The sequence below is a fragment of the Vibrio echinoideorum genome, assembly GCF_024347455.1.
Taxonomy (GTDB): Bacteria; Pseudomonadota; Gammaproteobacteria; order Enterobacterales; family Vibrionaceae; genus Vibrio; species Vibrio echinoideorum.
In genome coordinates this window covers 453,493-478,124 of sequence record NZ_AP025483.1, presented here as the reverse complement: position 1 = coordinate 478,124, position 24,632 = coordinate 453,493, and the positions used below count along the sequence as shown (strand labels likewise).

General features: G+C 42.2%; 27 protein-coding genes. 17 read left to right on the top strand and 10 right to left on the bottom strand.

Features of this window, described 5'->3' with window-relative positions:
• The first annotated feature begins 7 nt into the window (after positions 1 to 7).
• The 7 genes from OCV36_RS02345 (at position 8) to OCV36_RS02315 (ending at position 4,599) form a co-directional block, all read left to right on the top strand.
• On the top strand, positions 8 to 508 hold the full coding sequence (locus OCV36_RS02345) for a SprT family zinc-dependent metalloprotease (RefSeq protein WP_017075415.1): 501 nt from the start codon (positions 8 to 10) through the stop codon (positions 506 to 508).
• 97 nt (positions 509 to 605) lie between these two features.
• Positions 606 to 1,337 (top strand): endonuclease, encoded by a 732-nt coding sequence (locus OCV36_RS02340; RefSeq protein WP_017075416.1) that lies wholly within the window; start codon positions 606 to 608, stop codon positions 1,335 to 1,337.
• 160 nt (positions 1,338 to 1,497) lie between these two features.
• Positions 1,498 to 2,229, top strand: coding sequence for a 16S rRNA (uracil(1498)-N(3))-methyltransferase (gene rsmE / locus OCV36_RS02335; protein WP_102553296.1), 732 nt, complete (start codon positions 1,498 to 1,500; stop codon positions 2,227 to 2,229).
• Between the two features lie 9 nt (positions 2,230 to 2,238).
• Positions 2,239 to 3,189, top strand: a complete 951-nt coding sequence (gshB, locus tag OCV36_RS02330; RefSeq protein WP_135457232.1) for a glutathione synthase — start codon at positions 2,239 to 2,241, stop codon at positions 3,187 to 3,189.
• A 117-nt stretch (positions 3,190 to 3,306) separates the two neighbouring features.
• The gene (locus tag OCV36_RS02325; protein ID WP_135457234.1) at positions 3,307 to 3,870 is read left to right on the top strand and encodes a YqgE/AlgH family protein; all 564 of its coding nucleotides are present in this window, start codon (positions 3,307 to 3,309) and stop codon (positions 3,868 to 3,870) included.
• Between the two features lie 47 nt (positions 3,871 to 3,917).
• Complete coding sequence (gene ruvX / locus OCV36_RS02320) at positions 3,918 to 4,340, top strand: Holliday junction resolvase RuvX (RefSeq protein WP_017075420.1); 423 nt, start codon at positions 3,918 to 3,920, stop codon at positions 4,338 to 4,340.
• A 97-nt stretch (positions 4,341 to 4,437) separates the two neighbouring features.
• On the top strand, positions 4,438 to 4,599 hold the full coding sequence (locus OCV36_RS02315) for a hypothetical protein (protein ID WP_167853042.1): 162 nt from the start codon (positions 4,438 to 4,440) through the stop codon (positions 4,597 to 4,599).
• A gap of 77 nt (positions 4,600 to 4,676) precedes the next feature.
• Here OCV36_RS02315 and OCV36_RS02310 read toward each other — a convergent pair whose 3' ends face one another.
• Entirely contained in the window at positions 4,677 to 5,786 is a 1,110-nt protein-coding gene (locus OCV36_RS02310) for a PilT/PilU family type 4a pilus ATPase (RefSeq protein ID WP_135457236.1), read from the bottom strand.
• Positions 5,787 to 5,800: 14 nt separating this feature from the next.
• A complete protein-coding gene (locus OCV36_RS02305; RefSeq protein ID WP_017075423.1) occupies positions 5,801 to 6,838 on the bottom strand; it encodes a type IV pilus twitching motility protein PilT in 1,038 nt (345 codons plus the stop codon).
• Positions 6,839 to 6,864: 26 nt separating this feature from the next.
• Here OCV36_RS02305 and OCV36_RS02300 point away from each other — a divergent pair, with 26 nt between their 5' ends.
• From OCV36_RS02300 to hemW, 7 genes are all read left to right on the top strand, one after another.
• Positions 6,865 to 7,569: a YggS family pyridoxal phosphate-dependent enzyme gene (locus OCV36_RS02300; RefSeq protein ID WP_102553300.1), complete on the top strand. Its 705-nt coding sequence runs from the start codon at positions 6,865 to 6,867 to the stop codon at positions 7,567 to 7,569.
• 84 nt (positions 7,570 to 7,653) lie between these two features.
• Positions 7,654 to 8,472 carry a pyrroline-5-carboxylate reductase gene (gene proC / locus OCV36_RS02295; RefSeq protein ID WP_135457238.1) on the top strand — a complete coding sequence of 273 codons (819 nt, stop codon included), beginning with the start codon at positions 7,654 to 7,656 and terminating at the stop codon, positions 8,470 to 8,472.
• 83 nt (positions 8,473 to 8,555) lie between these two features.
• On the top strand, positions 8,556 to 9,113 hold the full coding sequence (locus OCV36_RS02290; protein WP_017075426.1) for a YggT family protein: 558 nt from the start codon (positions 8,556 to 8,558) through the stop codon (positions 9,111 to 9,113).
• Between the two features lie 29 nt (positions 9,114 to 9,142).
• Positions 9,143 to 9,433, top strand: coding sequence for a DUF167 family protein YggU (gene yggU, locus OCV36_RS02285; protein ID WP_017075427.1), 291 nt, complete (start codon positions 9,143 to 9,145; stop codon positions 9,431 to 9,433).
• A 28-nt stretch (positions 9,434 to 9,461) separates the two neighbouring features.
• Positions 9,462 to 9,893, top strand: coding sequence for a DUF4426 domain-containing protein (locus OCV36_RS02280; protein ID WP_017075428.1), 432 nt, complete (start codon positions 9,462 to 9,464; stop codon positions 9,891 to 9,893).
• Between the two features lie 48 nt (positions 9,894 to 9,941).
• Positions 9,942 to 10,541, top strand: coding sequence for an XTP/dITP diphosphatase (locus tag OCV36_RS02275; protein ID WP_135457240.1), 600 nt, complete (start codon positions 9,942 to 9,944; stop codon positions 10,539 to 10,541).
• Positions 10,541 to 11,728, top strand: coding sequence for a radical SAM family heme chaperone HemW (gene hemW, locus OCV36_RS02270; RefSeq protein ID WP_135457242.1), 1,188 nt, complete (start codon positions 10,541 to 10,543; stop codon positions 11,726 to 11,728). Before OCV36_RS02275 ends, hemW begins: the two co-directional genes overlap by 1 nt.
• Before the next feature lie 60 nt (positions 11,729 to 11,788).
• On the opposite strand, the gene glsB is transcribed toward hemW, so the two are convergent.
• A complete protein-coding gene (gene glsB, locus OCV36_RS02265) occupies positions 11,789 to 12,709 on the bottom strand; it encodes a glutaminase B (protein WP_135457244.1) in 921 nt (306 codons plus the stop codon).
• A gap of 232 nt (positions 12,710 to 12,941) precedes the next feature.
• A complete protein-coding gene (trmB, locus tag OCV36_RS02260; protein ID WP_108101751.1) occupies positions 12,942 to 13,661 on the bottom strand; it encodes a tRNA (guanosine(46)-N7)-methyltransferase TrmB in 720 nt (239 codons plus the stop codon).
• A gap of 403 nt (positions 13,662 to 14,064) precedes the next feature.
• Here trmB and mutY point away from each other — a divergent pair, with 403 nt between their 5' ends.
• Entirely contained in the window at positions 14,065 to 15,087 is a 1,023-nt protein-coding gene (gene mutY, locus OCV36_RS02255; protein WP_135457246.1) for an A/G-specific adenine glycosylase, read from the top strand.
• A gap of 185 nt (positions 15,088 to 15,272) precedes the next feature.
• Here the strand turns inward: mutY and OCV36_RS02250 are convergent, their stop codons facing one another.
• The 5 genes from OCV36_RS02250 to OCV36_RS02230 all read right to left on the bottom strand — a co-directional run bounded on the left by OCV36_RS02250 (position 15,273) and on the right by OCV36_RS02230 (position 22,224).
• Positions 15,273 to 16,214, bottom strand: a complete 942-nt coding sequence (locus OCV36_RS02250) for a retron St85 family RNA-directed DNA polymerase (RefSeq protein WP_245300932.1) — start codon at positions 16,212 to 16,214, stop codon at positions 15,273 to 15,275.
• Positions 16,211 to 17,185 carry a retron St85 family effector protein gene (locus tag OCV36_RS02245; RefSeq protein WP_135457248.1) on the bottom strand — a complete coding sequence of 325 codons (975 nt, stop codon included), beginning with the start codon at positions 17,183 to 17,185 and terminating at the stop codon, positions 16,211 to 16,213. The genes OCV36_RS02250 and OCV36_RS02245 overlap by 4 nt, the downstream gene beginning before the upstream one ends.
• Positions 17,186 to 17,492: 307 nt before the next feature.
• On the bottom strand, positions 17,493 to 19,556 hold the full coding sequence (locus tag OCV36_RS02240; RefSeq protein WP_135457250.1) for an ATP-binding protein: 2,064 nt from the start codon (positions 19,554 to 19,556) through the stop codon (positions 17,493 to 17,495).
• The gene (locus OCV36_RS02235) at positions 19,553 to 20,944 is read right to left on the bottom strand and encodes an SIR2 family protein (protein ID WP_135457252.1); all 1,392 of its coding nucleotides are present in this window, start codon (positions 20,942 to 20,944) and stop codon (positions 19,553 to 19,555) included. The genes OCV36_RS02240 and OCV36_RS02235 overlap by 4 nt, the downstream gene beginning before the upstream one ends.
• A gap of 581 nt (positions 20,945 to 21,525) precedes the next feature.
• Positions 21,526 to 22,224, bottom strand: a complete 699-nt coding sequence (locus OCV36_RS02230; protein ID WP_210114725.1) for a deoxycytidylate deaminase — start codon at positions 22,222 to 22,224, stop codon at positions 21,526 to 21,528.
• 1,074 nt (positions 22,225 to 23,298) lie between these two features.
• On the opposite strand from OCV36_RS02230, the gene OCV36_RS02225 reads away from it, so the two are divergent.
• Positions 23,299 to 23,634, top strand: coding sequence for a DUF2384 domain-containing protein (locus tag OCV36_RS02225; protein WP_135457254.1), 336 nt, complete (start codon positions 23,299 to 23,301; stop codon positions 23,632 to 23,634).
• Here OCV36_RS02225 and OCV36_RS02220 read toward each other — a convergent pair.
• Complete coding sequence (locus tag OCV36_RS02220; RefSeq protein WP_135457256.1) at positions 23,629 to 24,261, bottom strand: hypothetical protein; 633 nt, start codon at positions 24,259 to 24,261, stop codon at positions 23,629 to 23,631. The two genes, OCV36_RS02225 and OCV36_RS02220, sit on opposite strands and share 6 nt — an antisense overlap.
• 117 nt (positions 24,262 to 24,378) lie before the next feature.
• On the opposite strand from OCV36_RS02220, the gene OCV36_RS02215 reads away from it, so the two are divergent.
• A complete protein-coding gene (locus OCV36_RS02215; protein ID WP_135457258.1) occupies positions 24,379 to 24,585 on the top strand; it encodes a hypothetical protein in 207 nt (68 codons plus the stop codon).
• Positions 24,586 to 24,632: the final 47 nt, after the last annotated feature.

Here is a 24,632-nt window from a genome sequence, read left to right as displayed (position 1 = left end):
AACTCGCTTGTCATACACCCCGCAACAACACCGAGCAAACAAGAAATTAGCAGAGTGCTTAATCGTCGCTAACCAACATTTCTCACGCGAATTCCCATGCCCGACCATCACTTACAAGTTAAGAGGTAAAGCGGCAGGAAAAGCCTACCTTCAGTTAAACGAGATAAAACTCAACCAAGTGTTATTCAACGAAAATGAAGACGCCTTTATTAACGAAGTCGTGCCTCATGAGCTCGCGCACCTGATCACACACCAGGTATTCGGACGAGTTAGGCCTCATGGCAATGAATGGAAATACGTAATGGAGAAGGTATTTAACGTACCTGCCAAAACGACCCACAGCTTGGAAATCACCTCAGTGCAGGGAAAAACTTTTGAGTACCGTTGTGATTGCACGACTTATCCTCTGTCGATAAGACGACACAACAAAGTTATCCGCAACCAATCGACTTATCGTTGCCAACAATGCCAACAAACCTTAGCGTTTACCGGCCTTCAATTAAGCTAAGCATTAAGATCACAAGATACCTCGAGTAAATGTAATAGAGAGAACTAACATTTGAGTGCTAGACTGGTATTCATCATACTTTTATCAGTCTTTTTCTATGCAAAAAACCACTCCAAAATCATTTGGCCTACTGGTGTCTTTTTACTTATCAATAGTATTTGGCCTACTGGTAACCCAAAGTGTTTTCGCCGCCCCGCCTAGTTCATTCTCGAAAGCAAAAAAGGAAGCAGTAAAGATTTATCTCGATCACCCTACTTCATTTTATTGTGGCTGTGACATCACTTGGAAAGACAAAAAGAAAGGTATCCCAGATCTGAACGGCTGTGGTTATCAAGTGAGAAAACAACAAAAGCGAGCTTCCCGTATTGAGTGGGAACATGTCGTCCCAGCTTGGCAATTTGGCCACCAGCGTCAGTGCTGGCAAGATGGCGGACGTAAAAATTGCACTCGAAATGACAAGATATTTAAGTCAATGGAAGCGGATCTTCATAACCTGACGCCTGCGATTGGAGAAGTAAACGGCGACCGCTCGAACTACAATTTCAGTCAATGGAATGGAATGGATGGCGTGAGCTATGGTCAGTGTGAAATGCAGGTCAACTTCAAACAACGTAAAGTGATGCCACCCGACAGAGCAAAAGGTTCTATCGCGCGTACTTACCTTTATATGAGCCAAGAATATGGTTTCAAGCTATCTAAGCAACAAACCAACCTGATGATGGCGTGGAACAAACAATTCCCTGTCGACAAGTGGGAATGTACCCGTGATCAACGAATCTATGCGATTCAAGGTAATCACAACCCATTTGTTTTCCCTGCTTGTAAATAGCACAACTCAGGCAAGCAACATCTCCAATTGCCTCCATCTCAAACAGGAGTTTCAGAATTGCCCTTGAAACTCTTGCTCTACCCTTGTTTTTTCAGTTAAAAGCATCCATGTTAGGCAGAGATAAAAATACCCAAATGAACATATTTATAGGTTTACCAGCATGAGAATTCCTCGTATCCATCACCCAGAACGCATTCATCAGTTAGGTTCCCTCGCTTTAGGCGAAGATGCCGCGGGTCATGTTGGTCGTGTCCTTCGCATGAAAGAAGGCCAAGAAGTACTTCTATTTGATGGCAGCGGCGCTGAATTTCCAGCAACCATTGCAGAAGTATCAAAGAAGAATGTGACCGTTGATATTACTGAACGCGTGGAGCGCAGCAGCGAATCACCGTTAGACTTACATTTAGGCCAAGTGATTTCACGTGGCGATAAAATGGAATTCACAATTCAAAAATCGGTAGAGCTTGGTGTGAACACCATTACTCCTCTGATTTCAGAGCGCTGTGGCGTTAAGCTTGATACTAAACGTTTCGAGAAAAAGCTCGCACAGTGGCAAAAGATTGCTATCGCGGCATGTGAGCAGTCTGGCCGTAATACGGTTCCAGTTATTCGCCCAATCATGCAACTTGAAGAGTGGTGCAGCGAACCCAGTGAAGCATTAAAGCTAAACCTGCATCCTCGTGCAAAATACTCAATTAATACCCTTCCAGAGCCGATCAGTAAGGTGCGCCTATTGATCGGTCCTGAAGGTGGGTTGTCAGCTGAAGAGATCGGCATGACAGAACAATACAAATTTGAAGAGACGTTACTCGGTCCACGTGTACTTCGTACCGAGACAGCAGCTCTAACCGCAATTACTGCCTTACAAGTCCGTTTTGGCGATCTAGGCTAGGAGAAAAAAATGATCAAACTTGGCATCGTAATGGATCCAATTTCATCCATTAACATCAAAAAAGACTCTAGCTTTGCCATGATGCTTGAAGCTCAAAGTCGTGGCTACGAAATCCATTACATGGAAATGGATGATCTACATTTAGATCAAGGCGTAGCCATTGCTGACACTAAGGTTGTTGAATTAAAAGAAGACCCAAACGGTTGGTACGAGTTCAAATCAGAACAGACTATTGCACTATCTGATTTAGATGCGGTACTGATGCGTAAAGATCCTCCGTTTGATACTGAATACATTTACGCGACTTACATTCTTGAGCGTGCTGAAGAGAACGGAGCATTGATCGTTAACAAACCTCAAAGCCTACGTGACTGTAACGAGAAACTATTCACGGCCTGGTTCCCAGAACTCACGCCGACAACAATCGTAACTCGTAAAGCGGAAAAGATTAAAGCGTTCCGTGAAAAGCATGGGGATATAATCCTCAAACCTCTTGATGGTATGGGCGGTGCTTCTATCTTCCGCGTGAAGGAAGGCGATCCAAACGTATCAGTCATCATTGAAACTTTGACTAACCACGGTCAAAACTACGCAATGGCACAAACCTTTGTTCCTGACATCAGCAACGGTGACAAACGTATTCTTGTCGTTGATGGTGAGCCAATGCCTTACTGCCTAGCGCGAATTCCTGCAAAGGGAGAAACACGAGGTAACCTTGCTGCAGGTGGTACTGGTGAAGCTCGTCCTTTAAGTGAGACTGACTGGGCTATTGCACGAGCAGTTGCTCCAGCACTAAAAGAGAAAGGCTTAACCTTTGTTGGACTTGATGTTATTGGCGACAAACTGACGGAAATTAACGTGACTAGCCCGACTTGTATCCGTGAAATTGAAGCTGCTTTTGATATTTCGGTAACGGGTAAATTAATGGATGCAATCGAGCGTCGCGTTAAAGCAAAATAGCCTAAACTAAAGAAAGCCTTAGCTATTCGTAAACACCGAAGTATCTAGGCACAGAATCAATGAGCGGCATTACGCCGCTCTTTTTCCTTTACTGGGAACACACTGGCAGGAGGCTCTATGAATTTAACGAACCACTTTCTGGTCGCTATGCCCGGAATGAAAGACCCATACTTTCAAAACTCGGTGATTTACCTTTGTGAACACAACGATGAAGGTGCAATGGGTTTAATGATCAATGCACCTATTGATGTCACGGTTGGGAAAATGCTCGATCAAGTCGAGATAGGCTCAGTGCATCCAAAATCCAATCAAGCTAGCTTAGAAAAGCCAGTATTAAATGGTGGGCCCGTTGCTGAAGACCGAGGCTTTATTTTACATAAGCCTAAAGGCAACTATCAATCTAGCATCAACATGACTGACCAAATTTCAGTGACTACTTCTAAAGATATTCTTACCGTGCTTGGAACTGAAGATGAGCCAATGAATTACTTGGTTGCATTGGGCTATGCCGGTTGGGAACCTGGACAACTAGAAACCGAGCTTACTGAAAACTCATGGCTAACCGTTGAAGCCGATCCCAAGGTTATCTTCGACACGCCAATTTCAGACCGCTGGAAAATGGCCGTACAGATGCTCGGTATTAATGCAGCGCAGCTTTCAGCTGACGCGGGTCACTCCTAGAATCAACACACATACACGAACCTACTTAATTTAACTCTGGAACCTCTATGTCACGAACAATTATGGCATTTGACTACGGTACAAAAAGTATCGGTAGCGCGATAGGACAAGAAATTACGGGCACAGCAAGCCCTTTAAAAGCCTTCAAAGCTAAAGATGGCATCCCAAACTGGGATGATATTGAAAAGCAAATCAAAGAGTGGCTACCAAACCTTATCGTTGTAGGCTTACCTACAGACCTTCATGGTAAAGATTTAGCAGCTATTACCCCTAGAGCAAAAAAGTTCGCCAATCGCCTCAAAGGTCGCTTTGGTGTGGATGTTGAGCTACACGATGAAAGGCTCTCAACAACAGAAGCAAGAGCGGATCTATTTGAAATGGGTGGCTACAAAGCGCTAAGTAAAGGCAATGTCGATAACCAATCTGCCGTTGTTATTTTAGAAAGTTGGTTTGAAGCACAATATTCTTAGAAAAATTAAGTGAGCAAAGTTTGAGCTAACTTATGATCCCACAGCAATGTCACGCCGTAGTGCCAGAGCAATTCATAATAAGGACGTGGGAGTTCATATGAAAATTTTTCTAGCAATCTTCGCCGCTCTAACAATATCAGCATGCAGTTCTATGAGCGGAGGCTCAGCAGGCTACACTGGCGAACAGTATCCAACAAAGATTAAATTAGAGAAAGAACGAGGATATTCTGATAATAACAATAGCTACGGCAACCACTAATATATCCAGACAAAAAAACCGCCTTCACAGCGGTTTTTTTAACATTCAGCATTCAGCATTCAGCATTCAGCATCAATCTAACCCATATCAATCTTCACGCCAGCCAAAGCACCAGTTCCGTAGTCACCATCACCGCGTCTGGTTTTTAGCATTAAGCGTAAGTCATTAGCGGAGTCAGCACTGTGGAACGCATCCTCTTCACAGATCTTGCCTGCTACGACTAAGTCATACAAAGCTTGGTCAAAGGTCTGCATCCCAATCTCTTTTGATTTAGCCATTGTCGACTTGAGTTCATGTAGCTCACCTCTACGAATCAAATCAGATACTCGTGGGCTGTTGAGTAGGATTTCGAACACACCATGACGACCACTGCCATTCTTATCTCGAATAAGCTGCTGAGCGACCACACCACGTAGGTTCATCGACAGATCAAATAAGAACTGTTCTTTTTGCTCTTTAGGCACCAGGTGAAGAATACGTTCTAACGCTTGATTGGCATTATTGGCATGTAAAGTCGCCATACAAAGATGACCAGTTTCAGCAAACGTCATCGCATATTCCATGGTTTCACGACTACGGATTTCACCAATTAAGATCATATCTGGCGCTTGGCGTAATGAGTTCTTAAGCGCGACTTCATAACTTTCAGTGTCGAGCCCCACTTCTCGCTGAGTCACAATACACTTTTTATGTTCGTGCACGAACTCAATCGGATCTTCAACCGTCAAGATATGCCCCGAACGATTAGTATTGCGATAACCCGTCATCGCAGCCATTGAGGTTGATTTACCCGAGCCTGTCGCCCCAACCACCAGCACAAGTCCACGCTTTGCTATTGAAAGGTCTTGTAAGACATCAGGAAGCTTTAACTGCTCGAAGGTTGGGATGTTGGTTTCGATACGTCGAATGACCGCTCCAGGTAACTCTCGTTGAAAAAAAGCACTGACACGAAAGCGACCAAAATCGCGCACAATGGCAAAATTAGCCTCACGCGTTTGTTTGTACTCGTCACGCCTATCTTGATCCATCATCGCATCAAGTAACTGAGCAACCTGAGCCGCATTAAGCTTCTCCCCTTGAGGTCGCAATTCACCATCAACACGAAATAGAACCGGAGCATCTACCGTGATGTAAAGATCCGACGCTTTTTGTGAAAGCATACCTTCAAGGATTTGATTCAATTCCATTTTGTTCACCCTGATTAAAACATAGAGGTTTGAATTTCGATCTTTTTCTCGACCTCTTCCGAATCAACCAAACCTTGAGCCATAAGCTGCTTCGCATTTTGCTCCATGGTTTGCATACCATGTGCAGCGCCCGTTTGAATGATCGAGTACATCTGCGCGACTTTGTCTTCGCGGATCAAGTTTCTGATCGCAGGTGTCGCCATCATAATTTCATGACAAGCCACACGACCACCACCGACACGCTTTAACAGCTTCTGGGCAATCACCGAACGTAACGATTCAGACAACATTGAACGCACCATGTCTTTGTCGCTACCTGGGAATACATCGATAATACGATCGATAGTTTTAGCCGCAGAACTGGTGTGTAGAGTACCAAACACTAAATGCCCAGTTTCTGCTGCTGTTAGCGCCAAGCTAATCGTTTCTTGGTCACGAAGCTCACCGACAAGGATAACGTCCGGGTCTTCACGTAACGCACTGCGCAGCGCCGCTTTGAAGCTGTGAGTATCACGATGAACTTCACGCTGATTAACGAGACATTTATTATTGGTATGCACAAATTCGATCGGATCTTCAATCGTCAGAATATGCTTGTTGTGGTTGCGATTTACGTAATCGACCATTGCCGCCAAAGTTGTCGATTTACCAGAACCTGTAGGGCCAGTCACCAGCACTAAGCCTTTTTCGTAGTTGGCAATCTTTTCAAAAATATCAGGTGCGCCTAACTGCTCTAACGTGGGAATTTCTACAGGGATAGTTCGAAAGACAGCTGCGCAACCACGAGCTTGGTTAAAAGCATTAACACGGAAGCGACCAACATTGGGTAATTCAAAAGAGAAGTCGACTTCCAATTTTTCCTCAAACTCACCGCGCTGTGAGTCGTCCATGATCTCAAAAACTAAACGATGCACATCAGCATGACTCAAAGCTGGTATTCCAAGCTTCCTAACTTCACCATCTATACGTACCATTGGAGATACACCCGCAGAAAGATGTAGATCTGACGCGTTATGCTTTACACTAAAATCTAGTAACTCAGTGATATCCATTTATTTTCCTTTAAGTAAAGTCAGCTATGAGTAGTATTCAACAAAATATCGAACAAATCACCTCACAGATTCGTAGTGCTGAGCAAAAGTGCGGACGAGCTCCAGACTCCGTGCAACTTTTAGCCGTCAGCAAAACTAAACCTATTGATGCGATTCTAGAAGCCGCACTCGGAGGCCAAGTTGCCTTTGGTGAAAACTATGTTCAAGAAGGTGTAGATAAAGTAAAACACTTTTCAGAACAACATTCTAACCTAAATTTAGAGTGGCATTTTATTGGTCCAATACAGTCCAATAAAACTCGTCCAATCGCAGAAAGCTTCCAATGGGTTCATTCCGTTGATCGCGATAAGATTGCGCAAAGGCTGAATGATCAGCGACCAAGCGGGCTTTCACCTCTACAAGTTCTCATTCAGGTAAATACCAGCGGTGAAGATTCGAAGTCAGGAACGTCAGAAGAGACAGTTTTTGCACTCGCAGAGTTGATTTCGTCGCTCCCTAACCTCACGTTAAGAGGATTGATGTCGATTCCTGCAAACGTATCTGACTATCAATCACAACTTAATGCATTTTCTCAACTGGCAGAGCTTCAACAAAAGCTAGCCGCTAAGTATCCAAACATCGATACCCTTTCGATGGGTATGAGTGGTGATATGGATGCAGCCGTTGAGGCTGGTAGCACAATGGTTCGTATTGGAACGGCTATTTTCGGTGCTCGTGATTACGCGAAATAGCAAAGAGTTAGCGACCAAAAGTCGATTATAAGTATTGATATCGCTTCGCTTTAACTGCGCAGCGACACGCTCAGGATTTTATATATGGAACATAAGAACATCGCCTTTATTGGGGCGGGAAATATGGTTCGCTCAATTGTAGCGGGCTTAGTGGCGAGTGGTTACCCAGCGCAAAAGATTACTGCAACAGCGCCTTCAGACACCAGAAGGCTGCCGTTAGAGCAAGAATACGGCATCAATACCACCAGCGATAATCTTGCCGCAGCAGAGCAAGCAGACGTTGTAGTACTATCAGTAAAACCACAAATGATGGCTGATGTATGTAAACCTTTACAAGATATCGACTTCAGCAACAAACTGGTTATCTCTATTGCTGCGGGTATTAATGCGAATCGACTCAATGAGATGTTAGACTGCCAGCTAAACCTTGTGCGTGTTATGCCAAACACGCCGTCATTACTGGGTAAAGGGATGAGCGGTCTTTACGCTGACTCAACGGTTAGTCAGGGTGATAAAGAATTCGCTTCTCAGCTAATGCAAGCCGTAGGTGAGGTAAGCTGGGTTGAACAAGAGTCTGGCATTAACAACATCATTGCAGCCGCTGGCAGTGCCCCTGCTTACTTTTTCCTATTTATGGAAGCGATGCAAGCAGAAGCAATTAACCAAGGCTTTGACCAAGAAACCGCTCGTAAGTTAGTGCAGCAGTCTGCATTAGGCGCGGCAGAGATGGTGGTAGCGAGCCCTGACACAGAATTATCGACACTGCGTGAGCAAGTGACTTCAAAAGGCGGCACGACCGCAGAAGCACTGCGCACGTTTAACGAACATCAACTATCAGACATCGTAGCGAAAGCCATGCAAGCGGCGGTCGCTCGAGCTGAAGAGATGGAAAAACAGTTTTAATACCAATCACTGTACAAAAGCATTGTGTCGCTCAAGTTATAGGTTATATCTAAGCGGCAAGTAAATCCGAAAAAGGAAACAATATGAATTCGATGAGCTTTCTGATCTCGACCGTTTTTGATCTTTACATCATGGTTGTGATCTTGCGTATCTGGCTACAAGCATCACGTGCAGATTTCTACAACCCATTCTCACAATTTATCGTAAAAGCGACACAACCCGTTGTTGCCCCATTACGCCGAGTTATCCCATCAATAGGTAGTCTAGATCTTGCGACTGTTGTTTTCGCTTATGTACTGTGTGTACTAAAGTTCGTCGCTCTAAACTTGATTATCTCTGGCGGTGCGGCTGTATTTGATATTAGCTTCCTGATCTTTGGCGCACTATCTCTGCTTAAAGCGGCTGGCGGCTTAGTTTTCTGGGTTCTGCTAATCCGTGCAATCCTGAGTTGGGTTAGCCAAGGCCGTAGTCCAATTGAATACGTGTTCCATCAACTGACTGAACCAATGCTTGCTCCAATTCGTCGTATTCTTCCAGCAATGGGCGGTTTTGATTTAAGCGTACTGGTACTGTTTATTGTTCTGCAATTCGCGAACTTCTTAATGGGTGACCTAATTGGTCCTATTTGGTATCAGCTATAATTCAAGTACGAACATCAGGTACTTTGACGATGCCACAAGCAGTTTGGGCCGAAGAAGACGATATTCTTCTTAGGCTCTATATCCAACCCAAAGCAAGCCGAGACAAGATTGTCGGCTTGCACGGAGAGGAACTGAAAATTGCCATTACTGCACCACCGGTTGATGGCAAAGCTAACGCCCACTTAGCAAAATACCTTGCGAAGCAATTTAAGGTCGCCAAGGGGCAAATCAAGATAGAGAAGGGAGAGCTCGGTAGGCACAAGCAAGTTCGAATATGCTCGCCAAACCAAGTCCCTACTGAAATCAAAGCCATCCTATGATGGCTTTTTGCTATTTATTGGAGTCATTATGCGTTTATGGATAACAGCACTACTTACTGCCCTTGTCGCTTTACCAAGCTGGGCTGGACAGTTTAAAAATATCAAGGATGTAGAGGTTCACTACTCAGCCTTCAACTCCACTTTCTTAACCGCACAAGTCGCTAAGCAATATCAACTAAAGCGCAACGGTTACTCAGCTATTCTCAATATCAGTGTGTTGGATAACTCTTCTTTGGGCAAACCAGCGACAGCGGCTAAGATTTCAGGAACAGCGAAAAATCTAGTCGGCAATACTCGCACGCTTAAGTTCCGTGAAATAAAAGAAGGCGACGCGATTTATTACCTTGCAGAATTTCCGGTGACCCATGAAGAGAATATCACTTTCACCATCGATATTAATGCTGGTTTGAAAGGGGCTGGACCACTGCGTTTCACACAAAAATTCTATATAGAAGAGTAGCTTCACCGCTCACTTTTCTAGTCATTAACTTATTAGAGCCACATTCCCATGAGTAAGATTGTTTTAGCAACAGGCAACCAAGGCAAAGTTCACGAGATGGCAGACATTCTGTCTGAGTTTGGTTTCGACGTTGTCGCGCAAAGTGAATTCAACGTTTCAGAAGTCGCAGAAACGGGAACAACTTTCATTGAAAATGCCATCATCAAAGCTCGCCACGCTGCGAAAGAAACGGGGCTACCAGCGATTGCGGACGATTCTGGCTTAGAAGTTGATTACCTTAATGGTGCACCGGGCATCTACTCAGCGCGTTACTCTGGCGAAGGTGCGACCGATAAGCAGAATATCGAAAAACTACTCGATGCAATGCAAGGTGTCGAAACAGAAAAACGCACTGCTCGTTTTCATTGTGTATTGGTGCTAATACGTCACGAAAATGACCCGACACCATTGGTGTGTCACGGTAAATGGGAAGGTCGCATTCTTACTGAAGAACACGGTGAAAATGGCTTTGGCTACGATCCGGTATTCTTTGTTCCTGAAGATAATTGTGCATCTGCAGAGCTTGAATCGTCACGTAAGAAGCAACTGTCACACCGTGGTAAAGCTCTTGCGTCATTATTCAAGACTCTCAAGGAGCAAGCTCTGTAATGCACAATGCAGCGCTTATACCACCCGCACTTAGCCTTTATGTCCACATCCCATGGTGTGTACAAAAATGCCCGTATTGTGATTTCAACTCTCACGCTCTGAAAACCGATATACCTGAAAAAGAGTACATCGATGCGCTGCTTGAAGACCTCGATACAGATATCGAAAAGTACCAACTCAATGGCACGCCTCGCCCATTGCATTCGATCTTTATTGGTGGCGGTACACCGAGTTTGTTCTCACCCGAAGGGATTGGTCAATTACTGCAAGGTATTGAACAACGCACCCCGTTCAAACCTGAAATAGAAATCACCATGGAAGCCAATCCGGGCACCATCGAGGCAGAACGTTTCGCAGGTTACCAAAAGGCAGGCATTACTCGAATTTCGGTAGGCGTACAAAGTTTTGAGCAAGAAAAGCTGGAAAGGCTTGGACGTATTCATGGTCAAGATGAAGCAGTGAATGCGGCTTATTTGGCGCATAAGATTGGATTGAACAGCTTCAACCTAGATTTAATGCACGGCTTGCCCGATCAAAGCATTGATCAGGCCTTGGTTGATTTGGACAAAGCGATCGAACTTAATCCTCCACATTTGTCTTGGTATCAACTGACAATAGAACCTAACACCATGTTCTATTACAAAACGCCAAAGCTACCTGACGATGATGACCTTTGGGATATCTTCGACTTAGGCCATAAGAAGCTCTCAGACGCAGGTTATGTGCAATACGAAATTTCAGGCTACAGCAAGCCGGGATATCAGTGTCAACATAACCTCAACTACTGGCGCTTTGGTGACTACCTAGGTATTGGCTGTGGCTCTCATGGCAAGCTGAGCTTTTCAGATGGACGTATTGTTCGCACTACCAAGGTTAAACACCCTAGAGGCTACCTAGCAGCGTATCAGAATCTGGTGAAGCCCTATCTGTCGGATGAACTTGAAGTACCCAATGAGGACCGCCCTTTCGAGTTCTTCATGAACCGCTTCAGGTTAATGGAAGCGTGTCCAAAACAAGACTTCATTGATACGACGGGGTTAGAGTTTGATTCGATCAAACCAACGATAGAGTGGGCCAAAGAGCTCAATTATCTCAATGAAACCGACAGCCACTGGCAGATAACTGAAAAAGGAAAACTATTCCTAAACGATCTGCTTGAAGCCTTTATGGCCGAAGAAGACGAATAGCCGAACGCTAGAATGCAAAAAGCCTCTCATCACGAGAGGCTTTTTTGTCGAACTTAGAACTTAGAAAATAGAACGACCAATACGCTCTGAAAGCAGCTCTAATGCCATAGTACCCGCAAGAGAGTTACCAGAAGGGTCTAATTCTGGAGACCAAACTGCAATCGTCATTTCACCAGGAACAATCGCAATAATCCCGCCACCGACACCAGACTTTCCGGGCATGCCAACACGGTAAGCAAACTCACCTGCCCCATCGTACAAACCACATGTCGCAAGCAAAGCATTCAACTGCTTGGTTTGAACTGGCGTGATAATCTCTTTCTTGGTCTGAACCGACACACCTTTGTTTGCCAAATAGCTAAAGGTTTTCGCCAAGTCGATACATGTCATTTTAAGCGCACAAGCGTGAAAGTAATTGTTGAGCACTGGGATCACATCGTTCTCAAAATTACCAAATGAACGCATCAAATACGCGATGGCAGCATTACGATCGCTGTGCATCATTTCAGAAGCCGCCACAACCTTGTCATACACAATATGAGTGTCACCCGACAACTGGCGCACAAATTCTAATAAACGGTGTCTAGGTGCTGACAGGCGGCTTTGCAGTAAGTCTGCAACCACAATAGCTCCGGCATTGATAAAAGGGTTACGAGGAATGCCGTGCTCCATCTCAAGCTGAATCATCGAATTAAAGGCTTGGCCAGAAGGCTCCTTCCCTACGCGCTGCCAAATCTCTTCAGGCTTATACAACACCATCGCCAATGTCAGACTTAAGGCTTTAGAAATTGACTGCACAGAAAAGGCTTCATCAGCATCGCCAGCTTGAATAACTTCACCTTCATTGGTGTATACGGCAATCGCCAGTTTCTGGTTCGATACACGAGCCAATGCAGGAATATAATCTGCGACCTTTCCCTGACCAATTAAGGGACGAACTTCATCTAAAATATCGGCCAAAATAGCTTGAGTTGGTTTCATGTGTGCTTACTTCTTTATTGTTATTTTTGTAGGGGGTGTGACATTACTTTCTGTTCTTAAACCTTTATCGCAATAAAAGCCTAAAGACAAAAAAGACAAAAAAGCCAAAAAAGCCAAAAAAGCCAAAAAAGCCAAAAAAGCCAACATTACAATAATGTTGGCTTTAATCAATCCCATAAAGTGTAGGGTTTAATCCTAAGTCGGATTCACCTTCACTTAATTTGATTCAGAATTACTTAGTACGCTTGAACTTAATGTCCCAAACACCATGACCTAAACGGTGGCCACGCGCTTCAAACTTAGTTAGCGGACGCTCATCCGGACGAGGAATGTAATCACCATCTTCAGCGATATTCTCGAAGCCAGGAGCAACCTTCATCACTTCAATCATGTGTTCTGCGTAATTTTCCCAGTCAGTAGCCATGTGGAAAATACCAGTATCAAGTTGAAGCTTGCCGCGAACCATCTCGGCGAATTCAGCCTTAACGATACGACGCTTATGGTGACGAGCTTTGTGCCATGGGTCAGGGAAGAACAGTTGCAGCGTATGCAGGCTGCTGTCTGGAATCATGTGTTCAAATACTTCTACTGCATCGTGACACATTACGCGTAAGTTAGTTACACCCGCATCACGAGCGGTCCCTAAACACGCACCAACACCTGGGCTATGAACTTCAATACCTAAGAAATTTTTCTCAGGTGCATTCTTTGCCATTTCAACCAGTGATGCACCCATACCGAAGCCAATCTCTAGTACAACTGGGTTATCGTTGCCAAATACTTCTTTCCAATTAAGAAGTTCTGGGTTGTAGTCGATACCCATTGTTGGCCAACATTCGTTCATCGCGTTTTCTTGGCCTTTTGTTAAGCGGCCTTCGCGGCGAACAAAACTACGGATCTTACGAACCAGTTTGCCGTCTTCAGTATATTCGTTAGTGGTCACTTCACTCATTGATTTTTGCCTGCACATTGATTAATCAAAGCGGGGATTATCCAAAGAATTGCCTTCGGTGCAAGTCTTTCCGTGGATAAATTCCCACACAATTTGTCTGTTTTACATCCAACCGTAAGTGTGGTGCAATTTCACTCCTAATAATAGCAAAGCATAGAGCATGTCGTGACTCCTTTCGCAACCGCCATATTAAAGTGGTATGACGCCTTTGGGCGTAAAGAATTACCTTGGCAACAAAACAAAACCGCCTACACCGTTTGGCTATTGCAACGAATCACGATGAGCTAGTGGGCCACTATCAATAATTCATTGTATTTAAAATAAAAACAGCACTAAAACATAATTGGTGGTTCATTTCCATCAATTGAAGCAACCAAGTCAGCAATTCAAATAAGAAAAATTTATGACGCAATTTCCTTTGACGCCCGAAAAATTCCAAGATCAGCTCATCACATGGCAACAGACACACGGTCGCCATGATTTACCTTGGCAAGAAAACCCAACGCCTTATCGCGTACTTGTCTCTGAAGTAATGCTTCAACAAACACAAGTCACCACTGTCATTCCGTATTTTGAGCGTTGGATGGTTAGCTTTCCAACAATCGAAGTTTTAGCTGCAGCCACGGAAGATGAAGTCATGAGCCATTGGCAAGGATTAGGCTACTACTCTCGAGCTCGGAATTTGAGAAAAGCCGCGCAATACATCGTGGATGAGTGTAATGGTCTATTCCCAGACCATGTTGAGACACTACTCAAAATTCCTGGCGTTGGCCGCTATACCGCGGGAGCCATCGCTTCATTCGCTTACAATACCTATGGTCCCATCGTCGATGGCAACGTCAAACGCTTGTTTTGCCGTTTTTTTGGGGTAGATGGGGTGCCAGGCACATCAAAAGTCGATAAGCAATTGTGGGGGCTTGCAGAGACGTTTACGCCCACACGAAACAATAGATCTTTTGCACAAGGACTACTGGATATGGGGGCAACTGTTTGTAAGCCGAGAAGCCCCAACTGCTTAGAATGTGATTTTCAGGAGTATTGCCTCGCATTCAAAAGTGATCGAGTGGACGAGTTACCAACTCCCAAACCCAAAAAAAACGTACCGACTCGCTCTGGGCAGTTTCTCTGGATCGAATCAAAGGGGAAAATATTATTAGAAAAACGAGCAAAAGACGGTATTTGGGGCGCATTGTGGTGTCTACCTCAAATTCATATCGAACCAGAACATCTTGGTGAACATGTTCATTTAAAAGGTAGCTTTAAACATACATTTACACACTACAAGCTTGAAGCAAAAGTTTGGTCCATTGAGCGTATGAGCGGCTTAAATCAAGAACAAGCTTGGGTATTACCAACTGAGTTGCAAGATCTAGGGCTACCGACCCCAATAAAAAAATTCATCTTAAAGAACATTAACTTAACCTAACAATAAGTAATATTTCAAATACGATAATTTATCTTGGTATTCGTAGAGTCAGCAATGCTGCTGACTCATTAATGAACAGAAATATGACAACGACCTTGCTAAATTAGCAATCAATAAATTACTTCAAGTATAGAGAACTTCGCCAAGTAAAAAGTGCAAGACCTGACTCTATCGTTTTTGCCATTTCAATTACTTGAGGGTGTATAGTGCTTAAGCTCATAGATAGCATTACGTCCGTATTTTTTTATCATTCTATCTAAAAAGTCTGGCTCTATGAACACTGTATGGGCTAAGTTTCCCTTAAGTTTTAATATGTCGTCATCAGACAGTTTTTGCTGTGTAAAGCGATGTATAGAGGCCGACAGCGTACGCTTTGTCTCTCTCCCTACACTTAATTTTCCTTCATTTGATAATGTTATTCCTGTTACATGTCTATTATGTGCCTTAGAAGATAGTACCGTTTTTCTAAGGTTAATCTTGATTTGACCGTCATAGAGATAATTTAGTGTTTTCCTAACTTTTGCAGGAAACTTCAAAAGTACATCTTTCTCATTAGTCGAAAAGGTAAGGTCATCTGCATATCTGGTGTAATTGATTCCCAACGACTTACAATAACGGCTAATGGCTTCATCAAATCTATAGAGAATAAAGTTTGATACCAATGGCGAACTCGGAGCCCCTATGCTTAGAACTAAATGTGTTGCTCTTTTTCGCTTCCAGAAGAGAAACCCTTCAAGCAAATCTATATCTAGTTCTGACAATTCAACACCATGCAGGCGGCATTCTTTAAAAAATAATGAAGGCTTTATGCTAGGAAAAAAATTCTTCAAGTCCATCTTGAGTAAGTATTTATACTTAGCATGTGGGCGAGCATTGTCTTTTATGCTTAACCCTTTCATATATGCTTTAGCCGTATTGTGAATTGGCAGTTGTCCGGCTAGTTGGTCAACAATAATTCTCTGAATGAATTTTAGTTCTTTTGAGGGATGAGCAATTATTCTACGCTCTTCGGAGTTCCGCTTAGCGATTGAATAGACTTTGTAACGATAAGGGGAGCTAGCTGCAAAAGAAACAATTTCTTCTTCTTCCATGAAAAGGAAACTTTCCAGTAATTCTGATAAATTCACTTTTCACCACCTTTGAGTTTCTTCTGTATCTCAGTAGCTGCAGCTATCCTTTTCCTAGATGCACCGTCATCATTATCTCTTACATATGACATCTTTAAGTTCATCACTAATTTTTTTTCATCGAATGTAGCCGAGTGTTTATTAGTTCCAAATTTGATTCTTGGACTCGTCCTGTCAAAAGGGTAATAAAATTTATACCCACCACCGTATTCATACGTATCTAAGTATTCAAGTCGATTCAACAAATACAGTAATCGAGTAACTTTACTTCTCTCTTCATCAAGCCCTAATGATGCCAATGCTAGTTCAATTTCAGTTAATAATATTGGATAGGAGAGACGGATAATTTCCAGTAGTAGCAAAGCGATATGTCCAGAATTTTTTTTGTTAAATGCAGGGTGTTTCGGGATCGTATTTCGCTTTTCTAGCAAAGTGCCACACAAGTCTTGCATGTGGATTTTAGGATAATCAGAGACTTGAGCATCAGGCCACGGGTATATTGCTACTGAAGATGGTTCTTTACTGCGGATGTGATCTAATGGGCCAAGGTAAATGAATGAGTCTTCTCTTTCAGTTTCCTCTCTAGGTGCAACTATTAGTAATTTTTTATAGAAGTTAGGTTTAGTGCAGAACATCCCCAACTCAACTAGTGACCCAGGGCTTTCCAGAAAAATGACAACTACCGAAGCCAATTGAGCTATGTCATCTTCGAATATAAGTAAATCACTGTAAGCATGTTCTCTAAAGTAATCTTTAAAGGTTTCAGCTAAAACAACTTCATTTTCGAGATCGGGATAATCTGAGGCTAACTTCTCTATCAGTCGTTGACGAAAGCTTAAAGGGACGATTTTTTTTACATTTATAGGCCCACCGCAAACAAAAATTCGATGGTCAGGGTAGTTGACCTTAAACTTATTGACGTCAAAAGCTTCAAACACGTCAATAATAGCATTTTCAAATTTTTTGCTCACTGCTGTATGAAAGAAGCTAATCGGCTTTTGCCGTAAGCCCCGAAGAGAACAGTAAAGGGTCAGGTCTTGTCTTTACCTCCCATTAGCTCAAATACTGAAAAAGTAACTTGTTGAGGCTTTCAATTTCATCGATGCCAACACTGTGTAGGCACTTCTTAGTTACAAAGTGCCAATCATCTCGCATCTGAATAAAACCAAGTTAATGTTTAAAAACCACTTTGATTACGATAAGTATTACAAATATAAACTAACGCTTCACTCTCCCGAATTGAGAAGCAAAGCGAGCAAATTTCGATCAAAATTATTTTTAGTTCTGCTGCCACTCCTTGACAACTTTATTCCAATCAGCATCTCGCTCTACCACTCCTCCATCAGTATCTTCTCTTGTCCAAACATCCCAAAAGTCAGGATCATCTGAATGTGGTTGTTGCTCTTTCGTTAAACTCTTCATTTTAACCAGAACAGGAAGTTCAGAGGCCCATCCCATGAGAATTGCATGCTGAGATGGTAAAGAAGGTAACTCACGGAGTAGTCCGCGCAAATTATCTGGTACCATTTTATGTACCTGCTCTTGATCTCTGTCGTTACTAATTCGATGCAATAGAAATGTATTACATTGAGATAAAACCGTAGGTGATAACTCCGAAGGCCGTTGCGAAGAAATCACCATGCCAAGACCAAACTTTCTTCCTTCACGTGCGATTTTCTCAAATACTTGGCAACAAACAGCAGCAACATCCTGGTTTTCAGAGTCATCACGATAGCGCTTAATAAATGTATGCGCTTCTTCAGCTACAAGCACAGTTGGTAAGGATTTGTTATTTAGCCGCCTATAACGTTGCAATGACTCAAAGATAATCCTTGAAATAACAGCAGTCACAAGGTGGGTGATTTCATTTGGTACTAAAGAAAGATCAATAATTGAAACACAGCTGTCACTCTCACCTGATCCATCCTTACCTATATAGCTTTCTAACCACTTAGCTAAATCGACCCTCTGCTCCGCATCATTAGTGATGGGCTTCATTCGTGTATCAGATAGCATTGTACGTATGCGTGCCACCAAATATTCGACATATTGTTCACTACCATTTTCTTGCGCTAATGCCTCTAAATAGGCAACTAGGTTATTTCCTTCAAATGGTAATGGAATATCTTCACTCTTAGGCAACAAGTCATGCTCATTACCACCGAACTGCTGAAATGCTGAAGTAACTTTATCTACAATGTTGTCAATTTCAGGCACCGTAGCCTGTAAAGTAGCGTATTGCACACTTCTATCTTCTCGGTACTGACACATTGCAGTTATGACTTGTGTTAATTTGTGATCACCTAATTGATCCCTATAAGCTAAAAAGCTTTCTATCCATTTGGCCATAGTCTCATTAAAACCTTTCGCGGGTCCATATCCACCAAATGGTCTACCTGAACTCTTATCATGTTTTAAAGTAACTAAGACATTACCGAGAAAGCGTTTTATCTCAATATTTAAATCTGTTTCAAGTTCAAAGTCTTCATTTCGCATTGCTCTCAAAGAGCGCTTTAGCAATGGTAGCTGTGCTTTCGGGCTTGCTTGCGTGAAAGACGCCCATTCAGCACTATTCCAAAACCACGAAGGTACTTGTAGTTGGTTTTCGCCTTCTTCAGCTTCTACTTTAAAAACACGACCTTTGAATTTAGTCTCTGGACCTAATGCTCGGGTATATTCACCATTAGGGTCTAAAATAATAAATCTAGCATTAGGCTTTTTTTCTAATTTCATTGCCGCTTCTAACGACCACTGAATAAGACCTGCAACTGAACAAGATTTACCACTCCCAGTGTTCCCTAGCACAGCAATATGGCGACCAAATAGGCGGTCAGGGTCTATTGCAACATTTGCATTATTTGCAAGTGGGCTTTGCCCTATGGTAACTCTTCGATTGTTACCAGACTCAACAATTGATTTAAGTTGAAAATCCGTCGGCAGTAAAATAGCGGAACCAATTGAAGGAAATGATTCTGAACCTCGTCGAAATTTGAAAGAATCAACACCTCTTGTTGACACTCGTTTGAGAGTACCTACTGGATTTAAACTTATTTTTTTCTGTGGGAAAGGTAGATTAACTAGCCCAAAATCATGGATATCCGTTTGTTTAGGATAAGGGGAACGCTCAACAGCAAGCCACTCAATTTGTCCAACCAAGTAACCATTATCACAAGAGACTAAAACATAACTGTTTACCCTTGGAAAATTTCTCGGGGTTCCAGCATTTAGGGCAACAGAATCAGGTGAATCAATATCAAGGACTGCTCTAATTTCATTTGGTGACACAAAATCTACAGTACCAACTCTTAATTGCTCTCCTTGCTCAATGGGTAACGAACTCATTCTTCACCACCAACTGTGCTTTGGATAGCTGCTGGATATAAGCCTCTTGATTTTAAAAGCTCAGCCATACGAATTGATGTACGATCTATTGCTGCTTTTGGAAGGTAGTAATCGACTAGTGTTTTGAGGTCTCCGAAATGGTCACCAAGTAATAAAGATATTTGAGCCTGACGCCCACTATCCGCTATAAAGCTCATGATTCTTCCAAGTGGATCACCATAAGCAATAATCACGATATGCGTTGAGGGTATAGTTAGCATATCTATGAGAACTCGATTTATATGCTCGTCACCAAAACTATACCCGTAGGTTACAAGTGTGCTATTCGGGCGGCATGTCGCTGACGCTAAATCTCTAAATAATTCGACATAGGGATATTCTGATGTTTCACGATCTTTAACAGAATTTGGATAAATCATTAATTGTTGATAATTGGTTGAACCAGCCCCTTCAACTTCTAAAAATGGCTCTACAGTAGCGGCACCAAAAGGGAGACCAAAACGCCTGATAGCTCCCTCATTTGCATACCAATCTAATGAACCATGTAATTTTGTGAAACGAGCCACCCCTTCCAAATATCTAGGCTCGCCACGAATACCAGGAGGATTATAATGATAATCAACCTCTAATCGGGATGACCGGAAGATTGGCGCAATACTGCCAACAAACCGATCGACTAATCTAAGACCGGCTAATTCAGCCCCTGTTTCTAAAATACGATCATAATTGGTTGTAAATATATGCAATCTATCGCGCGTCGCAGTTCGACTTGAAAAGCTCATCAAAAAATTAACTAAATAATTAAATGTTTCAGTTTTTAGCTTCGGCTCTGCATCACGGATTGATTTTTCGCCACTACTCACTGAGTCTGAAAACGATTTCAAACACCGTGATAGTTCATTATTTAGTTCAACCAATTCATTTTTAAAATTACGATATGGTAAGGAACCTGGAGGCGATGGTGGTACAGGTAAATTCTGTGCCGTTAAAATTTCTAATCCCTTAATCAACTCATTAATTGAACGAATCTGATCTTCAATGTTTCCATCCTTTCTTCCTGAAGCTTTCGCAGACGTAGCTACATAACAGTCAATTTCACCTTTACATACTTTTAGATCGGTAATCCATCCCATACCTTGTGGAAGTTGCCCTGTTGCAAACTGTTGAACAGCTGAACTAAGACCTGCACCAACAAGTAAATTGAGGTGCTCTGATTGGAAGAGTGCGGTTAACCAAGGTTCTATTCTCGAACGCAGAAAATCTGGAGTAATTTCATCCTCTGTTTTTGCCCAAGTGCAGTCGTTAACAACTTTAAAGGTACCATTATCACCATTTGAGTCCAATTGGACCGGAGATCGGTCATCGCCTAATTTTAAGTATTGAGTCAAGTTATATACATCCTTATTAAATGGCGACGCCTGAAGTAGGTACTAGCCTTGCTAAGTGGACAAAGAGGTTGGTTAAAATCACAAAATGATAACTAATTACGGGGGCAATTTTTGTTTATTTAATACTACTTACCTTGCATATCAAAACTAACTGAAAATTGATGTTCATACTTTGGTTTACAACACGTTTTGGGGCATGACAGAGTTAGAAATTTTAATCTAATATCGTCAGATAACTTAACGTATAGAAACTGCACTCATAAGATAATTTGCATAAAATGGGGAAGGCTTCCTTACTCTGAGCAACCGGCTCTGGAGCAGTTATAAACTTACAGCTTTAAGGCTGGGCTATACCCATTAAGTGACCCAAAATACTTCTATGGGCTTCTGAGGTCGAAATTATATGGATTTTTTGAGTTAACCACTTGATATTAATTAGCTCCTAATCTAATAGTTCATCTATATGGGTAATCAGAACTAATAGTTTACGGTTTTTTCCTTTACAAAAAACTCAATGTGTAGGAAGAATTCACCACCTACACCTACACCTACACTCATTTTGAGCTTAATTATTTTGTCTATTAAAAGTCACTATACTTATAACCATCAGTTGTCGCTTCGTAAAAGATACATTCAACACCAGCTTCTTCAAGCATAGTTATAGCAAGCCTTCCGATTTCTTCCCAATCTGTAGCATTAGGATCTTTCGGGGGCTCATATTCTCCGATATTCTGTGGTTTGGTTGCAAAAACCCTCTTAATTCCCGATTGAATTATTGGTCCTGCACACCTTGCACATATAGGCTTCCCAACAACATAAAGGTGGCCATCAGCAGCCCTTGAACCTGATGCGATAATAGCGTTAACCTCGGCATGTACAATGATGTTTAACTTCAATTTTTTTTCATCGTAGCGATCCTCATCGTCTTTAACACCAAAAGGAAATCCGTTATATCCTAAAGTAATATCCCCACCTTTTTTTGATACTAATACTGCGCCTACTTTAGATTTATCTCTTGACCACTCTGATACATGCTTGGCTAGCTCTATCATACGGTCGCGCCATTTGGTTTTTGATTCTATTTTATTTTGGTATAGCCCATTTATAACAAGCTCATAATGAGGATGTAACTCTTGATCAAGAATTGTATTATCGCCATTCGCCTCAATGATTTGCTTAATTACATCCAAAGTAACTTTCTCATCCAAACCCTGCTCACGCGCTTTCTCTATAACTAGGAAACTGTTGTCCAGTAACTCACCAAGTACATTTAAGTTCATACATTAACCTCCTCTATCATTATTTGCGTGCCATTAACAATTCAATGCGCAATAAGACGCGCATACTACATAGAAGCAAACACTCAAGTACTTGATGGTAATCACAAAAATAACATTTCCAGATAGAACCTCATCAATAGTCTACATTCAGGTTATATCGGCTTTCCCCTATCCAAACCTTTGATCATCCTCCAAGTTTAAGGAAATTATTTTTCTTTCGCCTCTATACCCAAAGCACATATGAGTTCGATAAAAATGTAATTATCAGTTATTTCGTGACGCTGTACCCACTAAACCATTAGAACAATAATTCAACGCAAATAATTGATATTAAATGACATTTAACACAATACGTTCCGAAGGAGGGCATCCCTCTAAACCAGAGTACATAATCATCACAGACAGCTAATTACACCAACAGAAAGATGTTGATGAATCATTTTCGATAAATTGTTGAAATTGACTGGTGAGCGAAACGAGCCCTTAAAACCTTGATGGATTGTTTAATATGGAGTTGGTGCTGTGATGATTGATTTTGTTGGTGTGTTTAAAGCTTGGATTGCATCTCCTGATAATAGGTTTTATCCAATACTCTTTGCGTTACTAATCGTCTTTGTTGTGTGGCGGTTTGCCTAATCGTAGGATTCATTATGAGCAGTGATTATCCATAACACCCGTTCGATACACCGCAACAAAAAGTCAGCCACTGGCAGGTTTTTTGTTGCACCTCACTAAGGTAGCAGAGACTAGAGAATGTATAACTAATCCCCAATGGGGAATTTATGAGTTACACGAGAACTTATAGCTCGACTCACATTGCAATAGAATCCACATTTTGTTGATTCTATGTCGCTCCATCAACCTTGATTTGATAGACATAAGATCGACAATGTGTCGATTCTACGTCGCTGTTCGATTGATAATGAAACCATATATTGGATATCTACCTTCTCAAATGTTAAATCAAAGCATGACGCGACTAATCCTTTACACGTTGAGGCTTGATTAAGTGCAGACAACTTTCAGAGATACGTTAAGATTAGAAATGATGATATAAATTAGGGAGGGATTTTGATGAATCAAAGGCTAATTACTGGGCTAAAATCCGCCAAGAAATTGTTACTCAAATGGGGAGTCACCCATGAGCAGATACAAATTATCCTACCAACCGAGGAGAATAATATTGAAGTTAGAATCAGCCATTTTTTAAATATCCATGCCGCTTTGAGAACAATATTTAGCAATGAAGACAATGTATATGGCTTCATGAGTCGTATAAACAACAACACCTTCTTCAATGGGCGAAGCCCAATTAGTATCATCGCTTCAGGACGCTTATCTGATTTAGAAGAAGTCAGAGATAAGATTGATAGCTTAGTATTACGCTGCGATAGCCATACTGAGTCATGACAAAGGATGTTCGACACTGATGCTCGACAGATTCATCACCCCATATATTGGGTTCTCCCATCGATTCCCTCGCCATAATACAGAAGAAACACACTCTAAATGTTTCAACTCTTCTAGTATGTCGTTTTGCGCTTCTACAGATAAATCACAGTCAACATTGACACTTAAGTAGACATGGCAAGCCAATTTGGCAGCCTTCATGACATCTGTAAAGACAACTCCAGAGCCCCCACCTTGAGTTAAAATAACGCTCGTAAATGATGACTTTCGTAGAGCCTGAGCTAGTTGATAGTTGCAGTGACGCTCACTCCAATTCCACATAAACGTGCCAGTCCATTCATCCGTATTTTCTAGTTCAGCCAATGAACCAAACTCAGTCCCATATTCGTCATCACGAACACCAAAAACTCTGACAACGAGAGGACGCTCTCCACACTTTATCAATTGTTCTTGCAGAACCCGTACAGTATGACGCTCACCGCTTCCTCCTTTCGATCGTAAAACGGAATAGACTTTTAATTCAGCACAACACTTTAGCCAGAAACCGACATCAATATCTTGCCGTGTAAAATCAGGAGTACTATTGAGGCCACCACCTAAACTGCGCGGTCTAACTTTTTTCTTCATAACAAACTCCTAAAGTTGTGTTGAGTCCCGTCCATCATTTAGAGCAACAAAAGTTGATGTAAGACTTTGGTTCGTTTTACGGAAGGTAATACCCTAGCTAAAGCAAAGGAGCTCTCTATGACCACAAACAATTCAACATCACACCCTATACTCACCGCTTTTAATTTGCCCGATGTACCATTTAAGGTCATTGATCCAAATGAGCTACCGGACATCTACAAAGTGGCTTTCGAACAGTTTTTAGCTGGCTCATCTGCACCACATCCTGTTTATGCCTATCAGCACGATTATGAGCGACTCCTTCTCTTGATAGAGCAAGGCTAAATTACAATCGAGAAATAACATAATGGGGGCTCCAGAAAGCCCCCATT

What these genes read in the sequence shown, in the direction of transcription:
- OCV36_RS02340 (WP_017075416.1), top strand. Translation starts at nt 606, where the DNA reads ATGCAAAAAACCACTCCAAAATCATTTGGCCTACTGGTGTCTTTTTAC.
- rsmE (WP_102553296.1), top strand. Translation starts at nt 1,498, where the DNA reads ATGAGAATTCCTCGTATCCATCACCCAGAACGCATTCATCAGTTAGGT.
- gshB (WP_135457232.1), top strand. Translation starts at nt 2,239, where the DNA reads ATGATCAAACTTGGCATCGTAATGGATCCAATTTCATCCATTAACATC.
- OCV36_RS02325 (WP_135457234.1), top strand. Translation starts at nt 3,307, where the DNA reads ATGAATTTAACGAACCACTTTCTGGTCGCTATGCCCGGAATGAAAGAC.
- ruvX (WP_017075420.1), top strand. Translation starts at nt 3,918, where the DNA reads ATGTCACGAACAATTATGGCATTTGACTACGGTACAAAAAGTATCGGT.
- OCV36_RS02315 (WP_167853042.1), top strand. Translation starts at nt 4,438, where the DNA reads ATGAAAATTTTTCTAGCAATCTTCGCCGCTCTAACAATATCAGCATGC.
- OCV36_RS02310 (WP_135457236.1), bottom strand. Translation starts at nt 5,786, where the DNA reads ATGGAATTGAATCAAATCCTTGAAGGTATGCTTTCACAAAAAGCGTCG.
- OCV36_RS02305 (WP_017075423.1), bottom strand. Translation starts at nt 6,838, where the DNA reads ATGGATATCACTGAGTTACTAGATTTTAGTGTAAAGCATAACGCGTCA.
- OCV36_RS02300 (WP_102553300.1), top strand. Translation starts at nt 6,865, where the DNA reads ATGAGTAGTATTCAACAAAATATCGAACAAATCACCTCACAGATTCGT.
- proC (WP_135457238.1), top strand. Translation starts at nt 7,654, where the DNA reads ATGGAACATAAGAACATCGCCTTTATTGGGGCGGGAAATATGGTTCGC.
- OCV36_RS02290 (WP_017075426.1), top strand. Translation starts at nt 8,556, where the DNA reads ATGAATTCGATGAGCTTTCTGATCTCGACCGTTTTTGATCTTTACATC.
- yggU (WP_017075427.1), top strand. Translation starts at nt 9,143, where the DNA reads ATGCCACAAGCAGTTTGGGCCGAAGAAGACGATATTCTTCTTAGGCTC.
- OCV36_RS02280 (WP_017075428.1), top strand. Translation starts at nt 9,462, where the DNA reads ATGCGTTTATGGATAACAGCACTACTTACTGCCCTTGTCGCTTTACCA.
- OCV36_RS02275 (WP_135457240.1), top strand. Translation starts at nt 9,942, where the DNA reads ATGAGTAAGATTGTTTTAGCAACAGGCAACCAAGGCAAAGTTCACGAG.
- hemW (WP_135457242.1), top strand. Translation starts at nt 10,541, where the DNA reads ATGCACAATGCAGCGCTTATACCACCCGCACTTAGCCTTTATGTCCAC.
- glsB (WP_135457244.1), bottom strand. Translation starts at nt 12,709, where the DNA reads ATGAAACCAACTCAAGCTATTTTGGCCGATATTTTAGATGAAGTTCGT.
- trmB (WP_108101751.1), bottom strand. Translation starts at nt 13,661, where the DNA reads ATGAGTGAAGTGACCACTAACGAATATACTGAAGACGGCAAACTGGTT.
- mutY (WP_135457246.1), top strand. Translation starts at nt 14,065, where the DNA reads ATGACGCAATTTCCTTTGACGCCCGAAAAATTCCAAGATCAGCTCATC.
- OCV36_RS02240 (WP_135457250.1), bottom strand. Translation starts at nt 19,556, where the DNA reads ATGAGTTCGTTACCCATTGAGCAAGGAGAGCAATTAAGAGTTGGTACT.
- OCV36_RS02230 (WP_210114725.1), bottom strand. Translation starts at nt 22,224, where the DNA reads ATGAACTTAAATGTACTTGGTGAGTTACTGGACAACAGTTTCCTAGTT.
- OCV36_RS02225 (WP_135457254.1), top strand. Translation starts at nt 23,299, where the DNA reads ATGAATCAAAGGCTAATTACTGGGCTAAAATCCGCCAAGAAATTGTTA.
- OCV36_RS02220 (WP_135457256.1), bottom strand. Translation starts at nt 24,261, where the DNA reads ATGAAGAAAAAAGTTAGACCGCGCAGTTTAGGTGGTGGCCTCAATAGT.
- OCV36_RS02215 (WP_135457258.1), top strand. Translation starts at nt 24,379, where the DNA reads ATGACCACAAACAATTCAACATCACACCCTATACTCACCGCTTTTAAT.